The sequence below is a fragment of the Parafrankia elaeagni genome, assembly GCF_000374165.1.
Classification (GTDB): domain Bacteria; phylum Actinomycetota; class Actinomycetes; order Frankiales; family Frankiaceae; genus Parafrankia; species Parafrankia elaeagni.
Genome location: NZ_KB893725.1, coordinates 40,996 through 57,666 on the forward strand (window position 1 = coordinate 40,996; position 16,671 = coordinate 57,666).

Annotated in this window: 14 protein-coding genes; 10 read left to right on the forward strand and 4 right to left on the reverse strand. The window is 72.3% G+C overall.

Features of this window, described 5'->3' with window-relative positions; genetic code table 11:
- The first annotated feature begins 5 nt into the window (after window positions 1–5).
- The 6 genes from B207_RS0115630 to B207_RS34060 all read left to right on the forward strand — a co-directional run bounded on the left by B207_RS0115630 (window position 6) and on the right by B207_RS34060 (window position 8,581).
- Window positions 6–1,121 (forward strand): hypothetical protein, encoded by a 1,116-nt coding sequence (locus tag B207_RS0115630; protein WP_018637488.1) that lies wholly within the window; start codon window positions 6–8, stop codon window positions 1,119–1,121.
- Complete coding sequence (locus tag B207_RS0115635; protein WP_018637489.1) at window positions 1,118–2,770, forward strand: substrate-binding domain-containing protein; 1,653 nt, start codon at window positions 1,118–1,120, stop codon at window positions 2,768–2,770. The genes B207_RS0115630 and B207_RS0115635 overlap by 4 nt, the downstream gene beginning before the upstream one ends.
- Window positions 2,757–3,551 (forward strand): hypothetical protein, encoded by a 795-nt coding sequence (locus B207_RS34055; RefSeq protein WP_018637490.1) that lies wholly within the window; start codon window positions 2,757–2,759, stop codon window positions 3,549–3,551. Before B207_RS0115635 ends, B207_RS34055 begins: the two co-directional genes overlap by 14 nt.
- Window positions 3,552–3,860: 309 nt before the next feature.
- Complete coding sequence (locus tag B207_RS41490) at window positions 3,861–5,786, forward strand: DMT family transporter (protein ID WP_018637491.1); 1,926 nt, start codon at window positions 3,861–3,863, stop codon at window positions 5,784–5,786.
- Window positions 5,787–6,008: 222 nt separating this feature from the next.
- Window positions 6,009–6,635, forward strand: a complete 627-nt coding sequence (locus B207_RS0115650) for a MarR family winged helix-turn-helix transcriptional regulator (RefSeq protein ID WP_018637492.1) — start codon at window positions 6,009–6,011, stop codon at window positions 6,633–6,635.
- The gene (locus B207_RS34060) at window positions 6,632–8,581 is read left to right on the forward strand and encodes an MDR family MFS transporter (RefSeq protein WP_018637493.1); all 1,950 of its coding nucleotides are present in this window, start codon (window positions 6,632–6,634) and stop codon (window positions 8,579–8,581) included. Before B207_RS0115650 ends, B207_RS34060 begins: the two co-directional genes overlap by 4 nt.
- Here B207_RS34060 and B207_RS34065 read toward each other — a convergent pair.
- Window positions 8,560–9,375, reverse strand: coding sequence for a winged helix-turn-helix transcriptional regulator (locus B207_RS34065; RefSeq protein ID WP_018637494.1), 816 nt, complete (start codon window positions 9,373–9,375; stop codon window positions 8,560–8,562). The genes B207_RS34060 and B207_RS34065 overlap by 22 nt on opposite strands.
- A gap of 190 nt (window positions 9,376–9,565) precedes the next feature.
- On the opposite strand from B207_RS34065, the gene B207_RS0115665 reads away from it, so the two are divergent.
- Window positions 9,566–10,393 (forward strand): class I SAM-dependent methyltransferase, encoded by an 828-nt coding sequence (locus B207_RS0115665; protein WP_018637495.1) that lies wholly within the window; start codon window positions 9,566–9,568, stop codon window positions 10,391–10,393.
- A gap of 139 nt (window positions 10,394–10,532) precedes the next feature.
- Here the strand turns inward: B207_RS0115665 and B207_RS34070 are convergent, their stop codons facing one another.
- Window positions 10,533–11,105 (reverse strand): methyltransferase domain-containing protein, encoded by a 573-nt coding sequence (locus tag B207_RS34070; protein WP_084692166.1) that lies wholly within the window; start codon window positions 11,103–11,105, stop codon window positions 10,533–10,535.
- Window positions 11,106–11,345: 240 nt separating this feature from the next.
- Here B207_RS34070 and B207_RS0115675 point away from each other — a divergent pair, with 240 nt between their 5' ends.
- A complete protein-coding gene (locus B207_RS0115675; protein WP_026311090.1) occupies window positions 11,346–11,741 on the forward strand; it encodes a hypothetical protein in 396 nt (131 codons plus the stop codon).
- A 128-nt stretch (window positions 11,742–11,869) separates the two neighbouring features.
- Here the strand turns inward: B207_RS0115675 and B207_RS0115680 are convergent, their stop codons facing one another.
- A complete protein-coding gene (locus B207_RS0115680) occupies window positions 11,870–12,634 on the reverse strand; it encodes an alpha/beta hydrolase family protein (protein ID WP_018637498.1) in 765 nt (254 codons plus the stop codon).
- A 274-nt stretch (window positions 12,635–12,908) separates the two neighbouring features.
- Window positions 12,909–13,937, reverse strand: coding sequence for an Lrp/AsnC family transcriptional regulator (locus B207_RS0115685; RefSeq protein WP_230205040.1), 1,029 nt, complete (start codon window positions 13,935–13,937; stop codon window positions 12,909–12,911).
- A gap of 198 nt (window positions 13,938–14,135) precedes the next feature.
- Here B207_RS0115685 and B207_RS34075 point away from each other — a divergent pair, with 198 nt between their 5' ends.
- Together B207_RS34075 and B207_RS0115695 are read left to right on the forward strand one after the other, a co-directional pair.
- Entirely contained in the window at window positions 14,136–15,713 is a 1,578-nt protein-coding gene (locus B207_RS34075) for an MFS transporter (protein WP_018637500.1), read from the forward strand.
- A 248-nt stretch (window positions 15,714–15,961) separates the two neighbouring features.
- Window positions 15,962–16,630 carry an HD domain-containing protein gene (locus B207_RS0115695; RefSeq protein WP_084692167.1) on the forward strand — a complete coding sequence of 223 codons (669 nt, stop codon included), beginning with the start codon at window positions 15,962–15,964 and terminating at the stop codon, window positions 16,628–16,630.
- The last annotated feature ends 41 nt before the right edge of the window (window positions 16,631–16,671 follow it).

Below are 16,671 nucleotides of genomic sequence, written 5' to 3' on the forward strand. Positions count from 1 at the left end.
ATCGCGTGGTGCGCCTGACCCGCGTCCTCGGACCCGCGCTGGCACTCCTGCTCGTCGCGGGAGTCGCCGCGCTCGCGGTCGTGCCTCGCCTCGGCGCGGGCGGCGGCGACGAGCTGGTCACCGTCCGCGCCCTGGTCGGATCGGAGAAGCGGTCGTTCCTGACCGATCCCGACGTCACCAGGGCGCTGGCGGACGCCGGCTACCGGCTGACCGTCGACATCGCCGGCAGCCGCGACATCGCCACCCGGCCGGACCTGAGCGGTTACGACCTCGTCTTCCCCGCGAACACCCCGCAGGCCGACCGCATCCGCCGCGATCACAACCTGACCCGCTCGCACCAGCCGTTCTACTCGCCGATGGCGATCGCCACGTTCGGCCCGATCGCCGAGCTGCTGACCCGGGCCGGCGTGGTCCGCGCCGAGGGCGATGTGCGCTTCTTCGACATGCGCGCCTACCTGGACCTGGTCGCGGCGGGCCGGCGCTGGTCCCAGCTGCCGGGCGCCGACACCGTGTACGCCACCGACCGCTCGGTGCTCATCGGGTCGACGGACGTCCGCACCTCGAACTCGGCGGCGTTGTACCTGGCGCTCGTCTCCTACGTGGCGAACGACGACCAGGTGGTCACCGATCCGGCCAGGGCCGACGAGATGGCCGCCCTCGCCGCCGATCTGTTCCTGCGGCAGGGCTATCTCAACAGCACCACCGCGGAACCGTTCGACGAGTACCTCTCCATCGGCATGAGCAAGGCGCCACTCGTCATGATCTACGAGGCGCAGTTCCTGGAACGGGTCCGCGCGAACGACGGCTCGATCACCAGCCAGATGCTGCTTCTCTACCCGACGCCGACGATCTACGCCCGGCACACCGTGGTGCCGCTCACCGACGCCGGGGACGCGGTCGGCCAGCTGCTGACCACCGACCCGGGGCTGGTGCGGCTCGCCGTCCGGCACGGCTTCCGGCCCAGTGACCCGGCCGCCGCGGGCCAGGAACGCGGGCAGAGCGCCGCGAACACCGGCTCCGGGCCGCCCGAGCTGATCGACGTCGTCGAGCCGCCCAGCCAGGAGATCTCCGAGCGGATGATCGGCCGTATCGAGGAACGCTACCGGGGAGGCACCGGATGATCCACCGCCCGATCCCGGGCCGGCTGCGGCGGAGCGCGGCCGCGTGCCTGGCGGTCCTCGTGGTCCTCGCCGTCCTCGCCGGTGCCGGAGCCTGCACCGGCGGGGACGAATCCCCCACCCGGCCGGACGGGACCGGCGGGCCCGGCCGGGTCGGCGGCACGCTGCGCATCCTGGCGGGTTCGGAGCTGCGGGACCTCGGCGGGATCCTCGAGGACTTCCAGCGCGAGAGCGGCGTCGAGGTCACCCTGGAGTACGCCGGGACCCTGGACGCCGTCGACCGGATCGCGGGCGGGCGGGCCGACGCCGACGCGGCGTGGCTCGCCTCCGACCGCTACCTGCACCTCGCCCTCGACGACCCGAAGACCGTCGTCGCCCGGTCGACCACGATGATGTCCCCGGTGGTCGTCGGCGTGCGACCCGAGCTGGCGCAGCGGTTCGGCTGGGTCGGCAACTCGTCCGTGACCTGGGCGGACGTCGCGGAGAAGGTCGCGGTGGGTGAGCTCACCTACGCGATGACCAACCCCGCCGCCTCCAACTCGGGCTTCTCCGCGCTGACCGGCATCGCCGCCGCCCTCGCCGGCACCGCCGACGCCCTCACCGTCGACGACATCCGGCCCGACGCGCTGACGTCCTTCTTCTCCGGGCAGGTCCTCACCGCCGGCAGCTCCGCCTGGCTGACGGACGCCTTCGTCCGGTCGGCGACCCCCGTCGGCGCGATGATCAACTACGAGTCGGAGATCCTCGCGCTCAACGCCGACAGGCTTCGCTCGACACCGTTGACGATCATCTACCCGCGGGACGGGATCATCACCGCCGACTACCCGCTGCAGCTCCTGCGGGCCGACCGCCGGGCCGCCTACGACGCGCTCGTCAGCTGGCTGCGCACACCGGACGTCCAGCGCCGCCTCGCGACCGAGACCCACCGGCGCCCCGCCACTCCCGGTGTGCGGATCGACCCCGCGCCGTGGCCGACCGGGCCGCTGCCCGCCGAACTGCCCTTCCCCGCCACCCGCGCCGTGGCCGACCAGCTCCTGACCGCCTACCTGGGCCGTTTCCGCCGCCCCGCGCACGCGATCTTCGTCCTGGACGTCTCCCCGTCCATGGAGGGGGAACGGCTCGCCCTGCTGCGCTCCACGCTCGCCGGTCTGGCCGGTGCCGACGACTCGCTGGCCGGGCGGTTCACCCGGTTCCGCGAGCGGGAGCGCGTCACCCTGATCACCTTCAGCGGGGTGGTGCACCGCACCCAGGAGTTCACCGTCACCGACCCGGCGCCCGGCTCCCGCGACCTGGCGGCGATCACCGCCGCCGCCGACGGCCTCACCCTGGGCTCCGGCACCGCGATCTACACCGCGCTGAACGCGGCCTACCGCTACGCGTCCGACGCCGTGGGGGACGACCCGAGCCACCTGACCTCGATCGTGCTGATGACCGACGGGGAGAACAACCAGGGCGAGACGGCGGACGCCTTCCGCGCCGCCTATCGGGCGCTCCCCGACACCGCGCGGGCGGTGCGGACCTTCTCCGTGGTCTTCGGGGATGCCCAGATCGACGAGATGCGCGCCATCGCGGACGAGACGGGAGGCGCGATGTTCGACGCGCGGTCGTCCTCCCTCTCCGAGGCGTTCCGTGAAATACGTGGCTATCAGTAAGCGCATTGCTTCCTGGCTGGGTTCGGCCCGGAACACGGCCGGCTGCGCCGCGGGGCTGTGCGGGATCGCCCTCGGTGCCACCGGTGTGGTGCCCGCCCCGTACTGGCCCCTCGCCACCGCCGCGCTCTACGCCGCGGGCGCCCTCGCCATGCCGGCCCGCCGCCCCACGCGCCCGGTCCCCCGCCCGCCAGACCCCCGCGGCCCCTCGGACGTGCCGGCGCGGCACGAAGCGGCGCGACACCAGGCGACACAGCACCAGGCGACACAGCACGAGGCGGAGCGGCACGAGGCGCGGGACAGCGGTGGACGGGCCCAGGTGCGGGACGTCCTGGACGCGCAGATCGCCAGGCTGGCCGGGCGGTCCACCCCCGTGGAGCCGGACCTGGTCTCGGCGGTGCGCGATCTCGCCGACGCGGTCCGTGAGTTCCTTGACGACCCCGGGCTCGCGGGCCGGTCCCACGGCCCGGCGGACAGCGCGGGCCGTGCCATCGAGCGAACAGTCCGCGATCATCTGCCGGGGGTGCTCGACGAGTACCTCGCCCTGCCGCGCCTGTACGCCACGCTGCACCGGCGCCCCGACGGCCGTACCCCGCACCAGGCCGCGTTCGACCGGCTCACCCTGCTCTCCGCGGTCGTCCACGCGGTCACCGCGGCGGCCTGGCGCGGCGACGAGGGGGCTGTCCGGGCCCAGGCGGAACGCCTCGCCCGGGAGCCGCTCCTGGCGCGGGACGAGCAGCCGCCGGACGGCGGCCCCGACGCCCCCGCGCCTCCCGGAGCCTGACGCGGCCCGGTTCCCCGCGCCCCGCGCCCCGTAACCCCGGACGTCGACAACCCCGGACGTCGACGCGGCAGCCGGCGCGCCCGACGGCGGGACGTCCCACGACCGCGCGCCCGCCGGCGGTAAACCCGAAGGCGCGCTGACCGGAGGCGCGCCTACCGGAGGCGGAGCGGGCCGGAAATCGGAGCGGGCCGGATCAGGCTGGGATCGTGTGATCTCACCGGTGCTGACCGGGAGGGCCCTGCCGGCTCCGCCGGGTGATCGGGCAGGATATGTACAGGTAGCGCCGCCCGGCGCGGAACGAGACCAGGGATGCTGACGACCTACCTGCTGGGCCTGGGATCCGCGGTGTGCTTCGGCGTCGCCGCAGTGATCCAGCAGCGCGTGGCCTTCCACGCGCCGCCCGAGGACGTGCTGCGGCTGCGGCTGCTGCTGTGGCTGGTCCGGCGTCCGATGTGGGACCTCGGTGTGCTCCTGTCCGCGGTCGGGACCTTCGCGTCCGCGGCCGCGCTCGCCCGGTCGACCGTCGCCTTCGTCGCGCCGCTGCAGGTCTGCCAGCTGCTCTTCGCGCTGCCGCTGGCCGCGTTCTGGGCGCGAAGACGGGTCCCGCGGCGGGACTGGCTGGCCGCAATGGCGACCGCGCTCGGCCTGGCCACCTTCCTCCTCGCGGGTGATCCGCACCAGGGCGAGGTCGAAGCGGCGACAACGCTCGGCTGGATCCTGACCGGTGGCTCGATCGGCGGCCTGGCCGCCTGGTCGGTGCTCGGCACCCGCCGGCTCGACCCGGCGCGCCGTGCCACCCTGCTCGCCGGCGGCGCGGGCCTGCTCTCCGCCCTGCAGGGCGCCCTCATCGGGAGCGTCGGCCGGCTGGTGGAGACGTCCGGCATCGGGGCCGTCCCGACGTCCTGGCAGACCTATGCGGTCGTCGTGGTGGCGCTGAGCAGCGGCCTGCTGCTGCAGAGCGCCTACGAGATGGCCCCGCTGCCCGCCTCCCTGCCCGCCGCGGTCAGCCTCGAGCCCCTCGGCGGCGTGGCGATCGGAGTCTTCCTGCTCGGCGGCATGCTCCGCCTCAACCCGCTCGCCATCGCCGGTGAGATCGCGGGTCTCGCCATCATGATCCTGGGTGTCCGGGCCCTGGCCGCCTCGCCGCTGGTCACCGGGCAGCTCTCCCGGCTGCGCGCGCGGACGTCCCAGGGCCAGCTCTCACGGCTCGAGGACCTGCTCCACCGCGATCTGGAACTGCTGCGCGATGACCTGATCCGTGGGCGCCGCGCCAGCACCGACCGGGCGCAGCGCCGCCAGTGCCGGCGGCTGCACAACGACCTGGACCGCATCCACTGCGAACTCGCCCGGCTCGTCGACGACCGGGACCATCTCGATTCCCGCATCCAGACGATGCGCGCGGGCGGGCGGTCCGACGGCCACTGCACCACGGCCGTGGCGGGCGTTCCGGGGACGACGCCGGCGGAAGACGCCCCTGCGGGCGAGACCGTTCCCAACGGATCCGTTCCCAACGGATCCGTACCAGGCGGGCTCGAGCCAGGCGGGCTCGAGCCAGGCAGCAGTGCACGATCAGCGGAACCCGGCACGCTCGGGACCTCGCTCAGACGGCTCTCGGCCCGGGTTCGGCTGCGGACGGCCCTGGCGGCCCCTCCCGTCGAGCCCACCCCGTCCCCGCGGGACACCACGCCCGCCCCCGGCGGCCGGACAGCGGCCATTGCATCCACCGGCGTCGCGGAGCCCAGCGAGGCGACCACCGGGATGAGAGGCCGTGGCCGGCGATCGGGCGCGGGTCGCCCGTCGGCCCGCGTCCCGCGCGGAACAGCACCCCGACCGGTCAGGACGCCCGGAGGCGCCACTCCCCCCGCCGCCCCACACCCGCACCGGGCCCAGCCGGTGACGCCGGGTTCGTCCGCCGCGCCCCCGCGGGCCGGTCGGGTTTCGGCCCGCGCAGGTCGGGCCGAGCCAGCGCAGCCAGGCAGTCCGCCCCGCCCGCAGCGCACCCCCACGGGCGCCTCCGCGCCTGGGCCGGCCGCCTCGCCGCCGCCCCCGGCGAACGGTCCGGCGGCCGGCCGGCCCGACGCGTCTCCGGATGTCGTCAGCGATCATGATCTCGCCGCCTCGCAGCGGGCGCTGGACGCCCGTGCGGACGCCCTGCTCTCCCAGGCCGAGGAGCTTTCGGTGAAGGCCGAGACCGTCCTGCGCTCACTGGCCGGACGTCCACCGGCGGCACCCTGATCCCGGACCGCGGATCCGCGGGATCGCGCGGGCCTGTCGCTGTGGTCCAGGTCACCTGAACGGCGCGTTACCGGAAGAAAGACCGGAGGCCGGACTAGTTGTATGCTGCAGCCAAATTGCCAGGACGAACGGCTTGGCGGATCATGCGACTGGACGGTACCGCGGCCCCGGCGGCGGCGGCATCCGTTCCAGCAGACCGACCTCAGGAAGAGCACCACGCGCATGGACGAGACCAAGGCACCCACCGACCAGCAACGTCCGGCGGGCCACGAGCATCCGGCGGGCCCCGAGCGCCCACAGAGCCCCGAGCATCCGGAGAACCGCGAGTACCAGGTGGCACAGCTCGCCGACGATCTCGCACGCCTGCTCCGGGGCCTCGCCCGCGCCCGCAGCCAGTACCTCGCCCGCGCCCGGGACGATGTCGAGTGGGCCGCGCAGATCCTGATCTCGCACCTGGCCGCGAACGGCCCGAAACGGCTCGGCGCCCTCGCCGCGTCCGTCCAGTCTGATCCGTCCACCGTCAGCAGGCAGGTCTCGGCGCTCGTCCGGGCCGGCTATGTCGAGCGGCGCGCCGATCCGGATGACGGGCGCGCCGTGGTCCTGGACGTCACCGAGGCGGGCCGGGAGGTCTACCGAGACCACATCGAGATCCGCAACCGGCGTTACGAGGACATGCTCGCCGGCTGGAGCAGCGAGGACCTGGTCACCTTCACCACCCTGCTGCGCAGGTTCGGGGACGAGATGGAGGTGCACCAGCCCACCTGGGTCTCCCGACCCGAGACCACTCGACTCAGCCGGGAGACGTCCGCCCAGGGCAGACCCGCGCCGCAGGAGGCACACCACATATGACCGCCGACACGACGACCGCGGCGCAGGCACCGGCACCGGCACCGGGCGGGCTCACCCACCGCCAGATCATGACCATCGTCACGGCACTGCTGCTGGGAACCTTCCTCGCCGCGCTCGACCAGACAGTGGTCACGACCGCCATCCGGAGCATCGGCGACGACCTGCACGGGCTGTCCGCCCAGGCCTGGGTCACCACGGCGTTCCTCATCACCTCGACGGTCACCACCCCGCTCTACGGCAAGCTCTCGGACATCTACGGGCGCAAGCCGCTGTTCATGATCGCCATCTCGGTCTTCATCGTCGGCTCGGTGCTGTGCGGGATCGCGTCCGACATGTACGTGCTCGCCGGCTTCCGCGCCTTCCAGGGACTCGGCGCGGGCGGCCTGTTCTCGCTGGCGATGTCGATCATGGCGGACATCGTGTCGCCGCAGCAGCGCCCCAAGTACATGGCCTACTTCATGGGGACCTTCGCGACCTCCAGCGTCGCCGGGCCACTCATCGGCGGGTTCCTGTCCGGTCGCGACAGCCTGCTCGGGCTCGCCGGATGGCGCTGGATCTTCTGGATCAACGTCCCGATCGGACTGGCGGCGCTCGTGGCCGTCAACCGGGTCCTGCGGGGAGGCCGCAGCCGGGGCGACTCCCGCATCGACTGGTGGGGAACCGTCGCGATCATCGCGGCGGTCGTGCCGCTTCTCCTCGTCGCCGAACAGGGACGCGACTGGGGCTGGGGCTCCCCCCTCTCCATCGCCTGCTATGTCATCGGCGTACTCGGCCTCGCGTGGTTCATCGTCGCCGAACAGCGCATGGGCGACGACGCACTGATCCCCCTGCGGCTGTTCCGGGCCCGCGCGTTCTCCGTCGGCTCGGCGCTGTCGGTCGTCCTCGGCATCGCGATGTTCGGCGGTCTCGCGACCATTCCCCTCTACCTGCAGATCGTCAAGGGCGCGTCACCGACCGAAGCCGGCCTGCTGATGCTCCCCCTGATGACCGGCATCATGACGGCGTCCATGATCTCCGGGCGCCTGATCGCCCGCACCGGCCACTACCGCCCCTACCCGATCATCGGCGCCGCGGCGATGATCGCCGCGTTCCTCCTGCTCTCCCGGATCGGCGCCGACACACCGCTGTGGCAGACGAGCCTCATGATGGCGCTGTACGGCCTCGGGCTCGGCCAGAGCATGCAGACCCTGGTCGTCGCGCTGCAGAACTGCGTGGCCCCCCGGGACATCGGCGTGGCGACGGCGTCCGCCACCTTCTTCCGGCAGATCGGCGGCACCCTGGGAACCGCGGTCTTCCTGTCGATCCTCTTCGGCGCGGCACCCGCCCAGATCGCGGACGCCTACCAGGACGCACAGGGCAGCTCCGCGTTCACCGCGGCCGCCGCCGCCCACCCCGACCAGCTCCGCCAGGTCACCTCCAGCGGATCCCTCGACGACTCCGCGTTCCTGCAGGAGATCGACAAGGCGCTCGCCCACCCGTTCATGGTCGGCTTCTCGAACTCGATGGACCTGGTGTTCCTGGTCGCCGCCGCCGTCATCGCGGTCGGCCTGGTGCTGGCGGTGGTCCTCCCCGAGGTCCCGCTGCGGACCGTCTCCGGGCTCGAGGCCGCCCGCGCCGAGGCAGGCCGCGCGGCGGCAGCAACCGCAGCCACGGCGGTCGCGGAAGCTGGCAGCGCCTCAGCCGCGGAGGCGACAGGTGACGCAGCGGGCCGCACGGCGGTGCCCGGCTCCGACCCGACCCCGACCCCAGCCCCGGCCCCGGCCCCGGCCGAGAAGACCCTCGTCGGAGGGACCTCGCTGGGCGGAGCGGCCCGGCCATCCCGCGAAGCCGGAGGAACCGAGGAACCGGCAGGAGTCCGGGAGCCAGCGGAATCCGAGGGAGCCAGCGGCGCCGCGGAGGCCGGGGACGTCGCGCCGCGTGGTGCTCAGGCAGGAAGCGCTTCCTGAACCGCGGGCAGCGTCTCCTGCGCTGCCGGCACACCCTGCCGCACTGCTGCCGGCACGACGTCCCGCGCGGAGGGCGCGGAGGGCGCGGAGGGCGCGCTGGTCTGGGTGCGGCGTTGCCGCCCCCGGCCCAGGCTCTCGGCGAAGACGCCCGTGTTGAACCAGTCCGGGAACTCCCGCACCAGGCCGGCCGGGCCCAGCATGCGGACCTGCCCGTTGGTCCGCAGCTCCCGGAAGGACGCCATTCCCATCAGCCAGCGGAGCAGATGCGCCGTCTCGGCCTCGAGCGTCAGGTCGTCGTCACGGCCGGGAGCCTCCCGGCACACCGTGACCGCACCGTCATCGATGTCAAGCCAGCCTTCGGCCGCGCCCGCGCCGGTGAGCACCAGGTGGACCACGGTCCGCCGCTCCGGCAGCACCCCGGCGATCGCGCACTGGTGCAGACGCCACATCAGGCCCAGGCCGTCGCACTCCTCGTCCGTCGGATCGCCGAACATCCACTCGGCCGCCCACTGGCCGATCGCCCACACCACCGGTGACAGCGCCTGCCCCGCCTCGGTCAGCGAGTACCGCACCTGCTGGCCGCGCGGGGCCGGCGCGCGGCGGACCAGCCCACGGCGTTCGAGCATGCGCAGCCGCTGAGCCAGCAGCGTCCGGCTCAGCCGGGGCAGCCCACGGTGGATCTCGTTGAAGCCGCTAGCCCCCACACCCAGCTCGCGGATGACCAGGGGCGTCCAGCGGTCACCGACGATCTCGACGCCCAGCGCTATCGGACAGTACTCGACGTGGCGGCCCATGCCCCGATGCTCGCACCGCCTCCCCGCCGCAGGGAGTACACATCCGGTACCGGACAACACAGAGCGACGACTGTCGCCCGGCCGACTCCGACCAGTACGAGATCCGTACTCGTCGGCCGACCTCCACCCGACGCATGCTGGCTGCGTGCGCCGCCACCATCACGGACGGCGACCGACTCGAGGAGTTGGCATGCCCACCACCCAGACCTCACCGGACCTGGCCGCCGTCACGGAACGCCAGCGGCAGACCTGGTCCAGCGGGAACTTCGCGAAGGTCGCGGCCCGCATCGTGCTCAGCAGCGAGCTGCTCGCCGACGCCGCCGACCTGCACGCCGGCTGGCGCGTGCTGGACGTCGCCTGCGGCACCGGCAACGCCGCGATCGCCGCCGCCCGCGCCGGCGCCCAGGTCGTCGGCATCGACTACGTTCCCCAGCTGCTGGCGGACGCCGAGGCACGGTCCCGCGCCGAAGGTCTCGACGCCGAGTTCCGGGTCGGCGACGTCCAGCACCTGCCGGTGCCCGACGGCAGCTTCGACGCGGTCCTCAGCGTCTTCGGCTCGATGTTCGCGCCCGACCACCGGCGCACCGCCGCCGAGATCGTGCGCGCGGCGCGCCCCGGCGGGATCGTCGGCCTCGCCTCGTGGACGCCCGACGGCTTCGTCGGGGAGATGTTCCGGGTCATCTCCACGTTCGTCCCGCCGCCGGCCGGAGTCAGTTCCCCGCTGCTGTGGGGAACCCGCCCACACCTGGACGACCTTTTCGGCAACGCGATCGCCACGGCGGAATCCGTCGAACAGACGTGTACCTTCCGCTTCGCGTCCGCCGAGGAGTTCGTCGCCTTCTTCCGCCGCTGGTACGGCCCGACCTTCAAGGCCTTCGAAGCCCTTGATCCGGCCGGGCGCGACCAGCTCGCAGCCGAGCTCACCGACCTGGCCCGCCGCTGGGACCGCTACGGCGGAAGCGAGAACGCGGTCGCCCTGCCCTCGACCTATCTCCAGACAGTCATCACCCTCCGTTAGTCGCGTGGACGGGTCTGACCGGCCGGGTGCGTCTCCTCAAGGCCGTGCGAGGGCCTCGCCGTCCGCAGGCCGGTCAGGCGGCGGCCCAGCACCGGCCCGCAGCAGTCCGCGGCGGCCGCTGGCTCGGCCCGGTCACGCCTCATGGCTTCGACGCCACCACGACAAACGCCGTCTCAGCGAAGAAGAACTCGCCGGCGGCCCGCGCCGTGCACAGCTGTTCCTGCCATTCGTCGACCTCGCTCACGGTGACCGAACCGAGACCTCGTTCGGCACTTCGACGGACCGCCGTCATCACCTCGTCCAGGCGGGCACTCCTCGCTTCGGACAGTTCGGCGTGAACCGTCGTGAAAGCCCGTACCGATTCGAGACTCAGCGGACTCCGCCGAACCAGTCCGGCCAGCTTCCGGCCCATCCAGGGATCAGCGGCGGCCATGTGCTCGTAGAGCACCGGCAGATCCGCATAGGTCTGCAGCACCCGGCGGGTGAGATCCCGACTCTCGACCGCTACCACTATCGACTCGAAGTCGGTATGGCCCAGCACCGCCCGCCCGCCTGGTCGCAGAACCCGGGCGACATCACGGAGCAACGCCGACGGGTCGACCAGGCACTCGAGCACGTTGTGCGACACCACGCAGTCGCAGTGTTCCCCCCGAAAGGGCAACTCCGGAAAGGACGAGATCGACGAGGAGGCTGTGCAGCGATCCGCCCGCATCCGAACATTCACCCGTCACAGTCGCCCCAGTCTCGGTCAACGGCCCCGCCCAGCAGCGTCACCTTCAGGGCCTACTACCAACCCCGGCGTCGATCTGCCCACCGGCGACATCCTCCTCGCCTCGTCCGCGACGCGCTGACCGACCCGGAAACTCTGCTGGGAGCGGCCAGCGCCGGCCGGACCTGCGGTTTGATGGAAAGGCCTCCGCGCGGAGCACGCGGGGTCTACGCTCAGCCCTCGATGGCGATACGCGACAAACTTGCCTCTCGTGCCCAGCCCTATCTGGAACCCGGTGAACAGGTCCGGCAGGTGTTCAGAGCCCAGACTCGATCGCAGTTGCTGGTCGTTCTGATTCCCGTGTTCCACTTCATGATCGGCCGCCGGATCGTTGTCGTCACCGATCGCAGCGTCACAGTGCTGCGTGCCCGGCGCCTGATGCCCAGCAGACCCACGGGCGACACACCACTGGCCCGGCTACCGCGGCGAACCCGCTTCGGTGAGATGGAAGGCGTGTTCTGGGGCAGCACGTCCGCGACGGGCGAGCAGCTGTGGATTGCCAGCCCCTTCCACAAGGACGTTGCGCAGGCGGACCGGGAACGACACCGACCTCCTCGTCACACGCCCCCTGATCCCTGACCCGCGTCAGCTGCAGGCCCGCCTGAGTCGAGAAGGTGTCACCCGGGTTGGCAGTACCCGAAGGCGCTGACCGTCAGCGTCCGCAAGGGCATCCCTAGCGGACGCCGACGGCGTCATCCCTGCAGCGGTCAACGTGCCCCGGCCGCGACGGCATCGCCGACGAGATGGCGGGCGAAGAAACGTTCAGCGCTGCCCATTTCGAATCTGGGCAGGTCGACATGCCGACCGGAGTTGGCGTGCAGCGTCTTCTCCGGGGAGGCTATGGTGTCGAACAGGGCGAGGCCGGCCGCGCGCGGCACGATCTCGTCGTCCCACTGGAGCAGAAACTGCACGGGGATGGTGAGGCGCGAGGCCGCATCGGTGAGGACGTCGTAGCCGACGAGGCCGAGAACGGCCGCGGTGATCCGCGGTTCGGCGGCGACCAACGGCATGCCGATCATGCTGCCGAGCGAGACGCCCCAGTACCCCACTGGTCCGTCGGCGCCGATCCGGTCGAGGCTCTGAAGAGCGTTCAGGGTGGCCTGCCACTCGGGAACAGCCTGCGCGGCACGGACGGCGTTGTCCTGAGCGATCAGCTCGCCGACGGGCTCGCCAGCCGTCATCCGGCTACGCAGCTGCACGGCGAACTGCTCGTCCTGCGCGGTTCTCGGGCGGTCGCCGTGTCCGGGAGCGTCGATCGCCGCCGCGGCGAAACCGAATTCCGTCACATACCGGTGGGCACGGGCCAGCAGGCCGGGGGCACACTTGTGCTGACCGCCGCCGTGCCCGAGCAGTATCAGTGGGCGCGGGCCGAACGCGTCAGCCGGCGACCAGAGCACACCGGGAATGCCGTCAAGGACGAACCGACCTTCCGAAACACCGGTCGAGGTCGTCGTCTCCGAGGTGAAACGCATGAATTTTATTGCCTTTCGGGATGCCTTGGGCGCTCCCGACGGCCACCTGGGTCAGATGAACCATTCCGCGGGACGGAAGGAGAGCACCCGGTCGGATTCAGCGGTAACGGGTCTCACCTCCTCAGGCCGATTCACGGACGCTGTGACGTTACCAGAGAACAGGGGGTGCCGGGAACGATGTGCCGGGGACGAGAAACGTGTGCCGGGGACGAGAACGGTGGACCGCACCCGCAGCGTCCACAGGGCCGCCCCCACCCCCGCCGCCGACCACCGGTCAGGCCGGCTCGCGGCGCGGGCGGTGCGCGAGGGGCGGTTCGACCAGACGGCCGCCGTCGGTCCAGGCCCCGGACTGCTTGACCGTGCGAAAGACCGGTGAGATCTCCAGGGTCTGGATACCGTCGAGCTGGCCGACACGGCGGGTGGTGAAGGCGTAGAGATCGGCCAGATCGCGGCAGGCGACGGAGGCCACCAGGTTGTGCCGGCCGGACCTGGCCGCGGCGAACGCGACCTCCGGCAGGTCGGCGAGCGCCTGGCCGGTCTCGTGCAGCCGTGCCGGGCTGACTCCCAGGTAGAGGTGGGCCTTCGCGTGGTAGCCGAGCCTGGTCATGGCCAGGTCCATGTCGAGGTGCATCGTGCCGCTCCGCAGCAGCGCGCCGAGCCGGCGGGTGACCCGGCCCTCGCTCATCCCCGCCGCGGCGGCCAGCTCCGCGTAGCTCGCGCGGCCGTCGCGGGCCAGTGCGGCGACGATCGCCTCGTCGGCTGGTTCCAGCGGCACGGGCCGCGGCGCGGGGACGGCGGGCGACGGGGTGGCGGCAGCACGCAGCGCGGCTGTCTCACCGGTGTCCAGATACCCGGCCAGCGCCCCCCAGTCGTCGGAGCGCTGGCCGGCGAAGTAGTGCAGCAGCACGGAGGCCTCGACGTTCAGGACATGGGTCGCGCGGGGCAGCCGGTGGGTGAGCAGGGTGTCGCGCTGCTCGGCCGACAGCGACCGGATCGCGAATGTCACCTCGGACCCGCCCGCGGACAGGACCACCCACGCGATGTCGTCGCGCCACGCCAGCGCCGCGGCCAGCGCCTCGGCGCTGTCCGGACGGCAGTGCACCCGGACGCTCCACGGGTGCTCGCCTGTCGTGGCCGGGTTCAGCACGCCGAAGATCCGCAGGATCCCGTCCCGGCGCAACGCGCCGTAGCGTCGGGCGACCGTCCGTTCGGGCAGGCGCAGCGCGGCGGCGATCCGCGCGAAGGGCGCTCTCGGCGCGAGCTGCAGGGCACGGATGATCCGGAGGTCGTCTGGGTCGGTCACCTCGTTTCGAACCAGTGCCGTGTCGGATTCCCGCAGGACAGCCGTCATCACGGATGGAAATCTACACAACGCACCCCGTCGGACGGTTCGTTCCCAGGCGGTGGGCAGAGTGGGACCGGCGTCGCGGGGCGGTCCCGCGGACGAGGCCGCCCCGGTCACGGGGCCGGCGCCCGGCCCGGAGGGGACGTGTGAGGGTCGATGGAACGCAGATGGTGGACGCTGGTCGCGGTGCTGGCGTCGACGTTCATGCTCCTGCTCGACATCACGATCGTCGTCGTGGCGTTGCCCGACATCCAGCAGGAGCTGAACACCAGCTTCAGTGACATGCAGTGGGTCGTCGACGCCTACGCGCTCACCCTCGCCGCGCTGCTGCTGACCTCCGGCTCGCTCGCCGACCGGTACGGCCGCCGACTGCTGTTCCTCATCGGCCTGGGCGTCTTCACCGCCGGCTCCGCGCTGTGCGCGGCGGCGCAGACGCCGTTGATGCTGATCGGATCCCGGGCACTGCAGGGTGTCGGCGGGGCGATCCTGTTCGCCACGTCGCTCGCGCTGCTCGCGATGAACTTCCACGGCCGGGAGCGCGGCATCGCGTTCGGCGCGTGGGGCGCGGTCGCCGGCGTGTCGACCGCGCTCGGGCCGATCCTCGGCGGTCTGATCACCAGCGGAGTGAGCTGGCGGGGCATCTTCTGGGTGAACCTGCCGATCGGTGTGGCCGCGATCGCGATCGCGCTGCGGAAGGTGGACGAGTCGCGCGCCCCGCATGCCCACCGGCCGGACCTGGCCGGGTTCGCGACGCTGACCTCGGGGCTGGTCGCGCTCGTCTACGGGCTGGTCCGGGCCAGTACGGACGGCTGGGGCGACGCCGGCGTGATCATCTGTCTCGTCCTGGCGGCGGTGCTCCTCATGGCATTCACCGTGGTCGAGACGCGGGTGGCGCACCCGATGTTCGACCTGTCGCTGCTGCGGATCCCGACGTTCCTCGGCGGCTCGGTCGCCGCGTTCGCGATGAACGGCTCGCTGTACGCGATGCTGCTCTACCTGACGATCTACCTGCAGAACGACCTCGGCTACTCGGCGCTCGGGGCCGGCCTGCGGATGGTGGTCCTCTCCGCGACGGCGATGGTCGTGTCGGCCGCGGCGGGGCGGTTGTCGACAGTCGTGCCGGTCCGCTGGCTCATCGGCCCGGGCCTCGCGCTCGTCGGTGCCGGGCTGCTGCTGATGGCGGGCCTGGATGCCGGGTCCGACTGGACGCACCTCGTTCCGGGTCTCGTCGTCGCGGGCGCCGGGTCGGGTCTGGTGAACCCGCCACTGGCCTCGACGGCTGTCGGCGTCGTGCACCCGTTCCGGTCCGGCATGGCGTCGGGAGTGAACACCACGTTCCGCCAGGTCGGTATCGCGGTCGGCACCGCCGTCTACGGCTCGATCTTCACCGCCCGGCTCGCGCACGGCCTCGAAGACCGGCTCGCGGGCGTCCCGGCGCTGGCCGGGCAGACGGACCAGATCGCCGACGCGGTGCACGGCGGCGGCGCGGGCCAGGTGATCGGCGCCGCCCCGGCAGCGGCCCGGCCCGTACTGACCGACGCGATCCACGCCAGCTTCGCCGGCGCGCTGAACGACCTGCTCATCACGGCTGGCGTCCTGGCGATCCTCGGCGGTGCCCTGGCCCTCGCCCTGATCCGCGGCAAGGATTTCGCGACCGTCCCCCAGCAGGCCCCGAGGACCGGCGTGGGCCCGCCCGAGAGCGAACCACAACAGAACATCACGTCGATCCGTTAAATAGCTACAAAGAACCGCCAGATTGATCGATGATTGTCTCGTTGTCAACCCGAAGGGTGATCGGACTCTGTTCACATCGCAAGGTGACGCCTGTGGCGGCGATTCCGCGCACACTGAGGGCACGATGCACCCCGCAACCTGCCAGCGGATCACGAGACTCCGCGGGGAGCGGGCACACGACAGGTGCGTCATGCTGTGGCGTCGCGGCGCGAATCCACAGCTGGCGTAAGGCGATACGAGGAGGTCAGGTGTCGACGCAGTCCCCGCCCCCACTGGATGCGGCGTCACACGCGGGGCCCGGTGAGCCCGTGGTGGTCCTGCCCTCGGTGGCCGACTCCCGGCTCGCGCGGCAGCTCGCGTTCATCCTGGAGATCGACAAGCTCAAGTCGGTGGTCCGGCGCAGCCGCCTCGCCGACGGCTCCCGAGCCGAGAACGATGCCGAGCACTCCTGGCATCTCGCCATGATGGCCGTGCTTCTCGGCGAGTACGCCGAGGAGGAGGTGGACACCGGCCGAGTGCTGCGCATGCTGCTCGTTCACGACCTCGTGGAGATCTACGCCGGGGACACCTTCGTCTACGACGCCACGGCCATCGCCGAGCAGGAGGCCCGGGAGCGGGCGGCGGCCGACCGGCTGTTCCCCCAGCTTCCCCGCGACCAGGCGGTCCAGCTCCGCTCGCTGTGGGAGGAGTTCGAGGCCCGCCGCACCCCGGACGCGCGCTTCGCCCGGGCGTTGGACCGCCTCCAGCCCCTGATCCTGAACTACGCGACGGGCGGCGGAAGCTGGCTGGCGCACGGGGTACGCGCCGAGGACGTCCTGGCACACCAGCGGGTCGTCTCCGAGGGCTCGCAAGCCCTGTGGGAGTACATCACCCACCTGGTGGGTGACGCCGTCCGCCGCGGGTACCTGGCGGCCTAGCCACGCCGAACACAGGCGGTGGGCCGACGCCGGCCGCACGG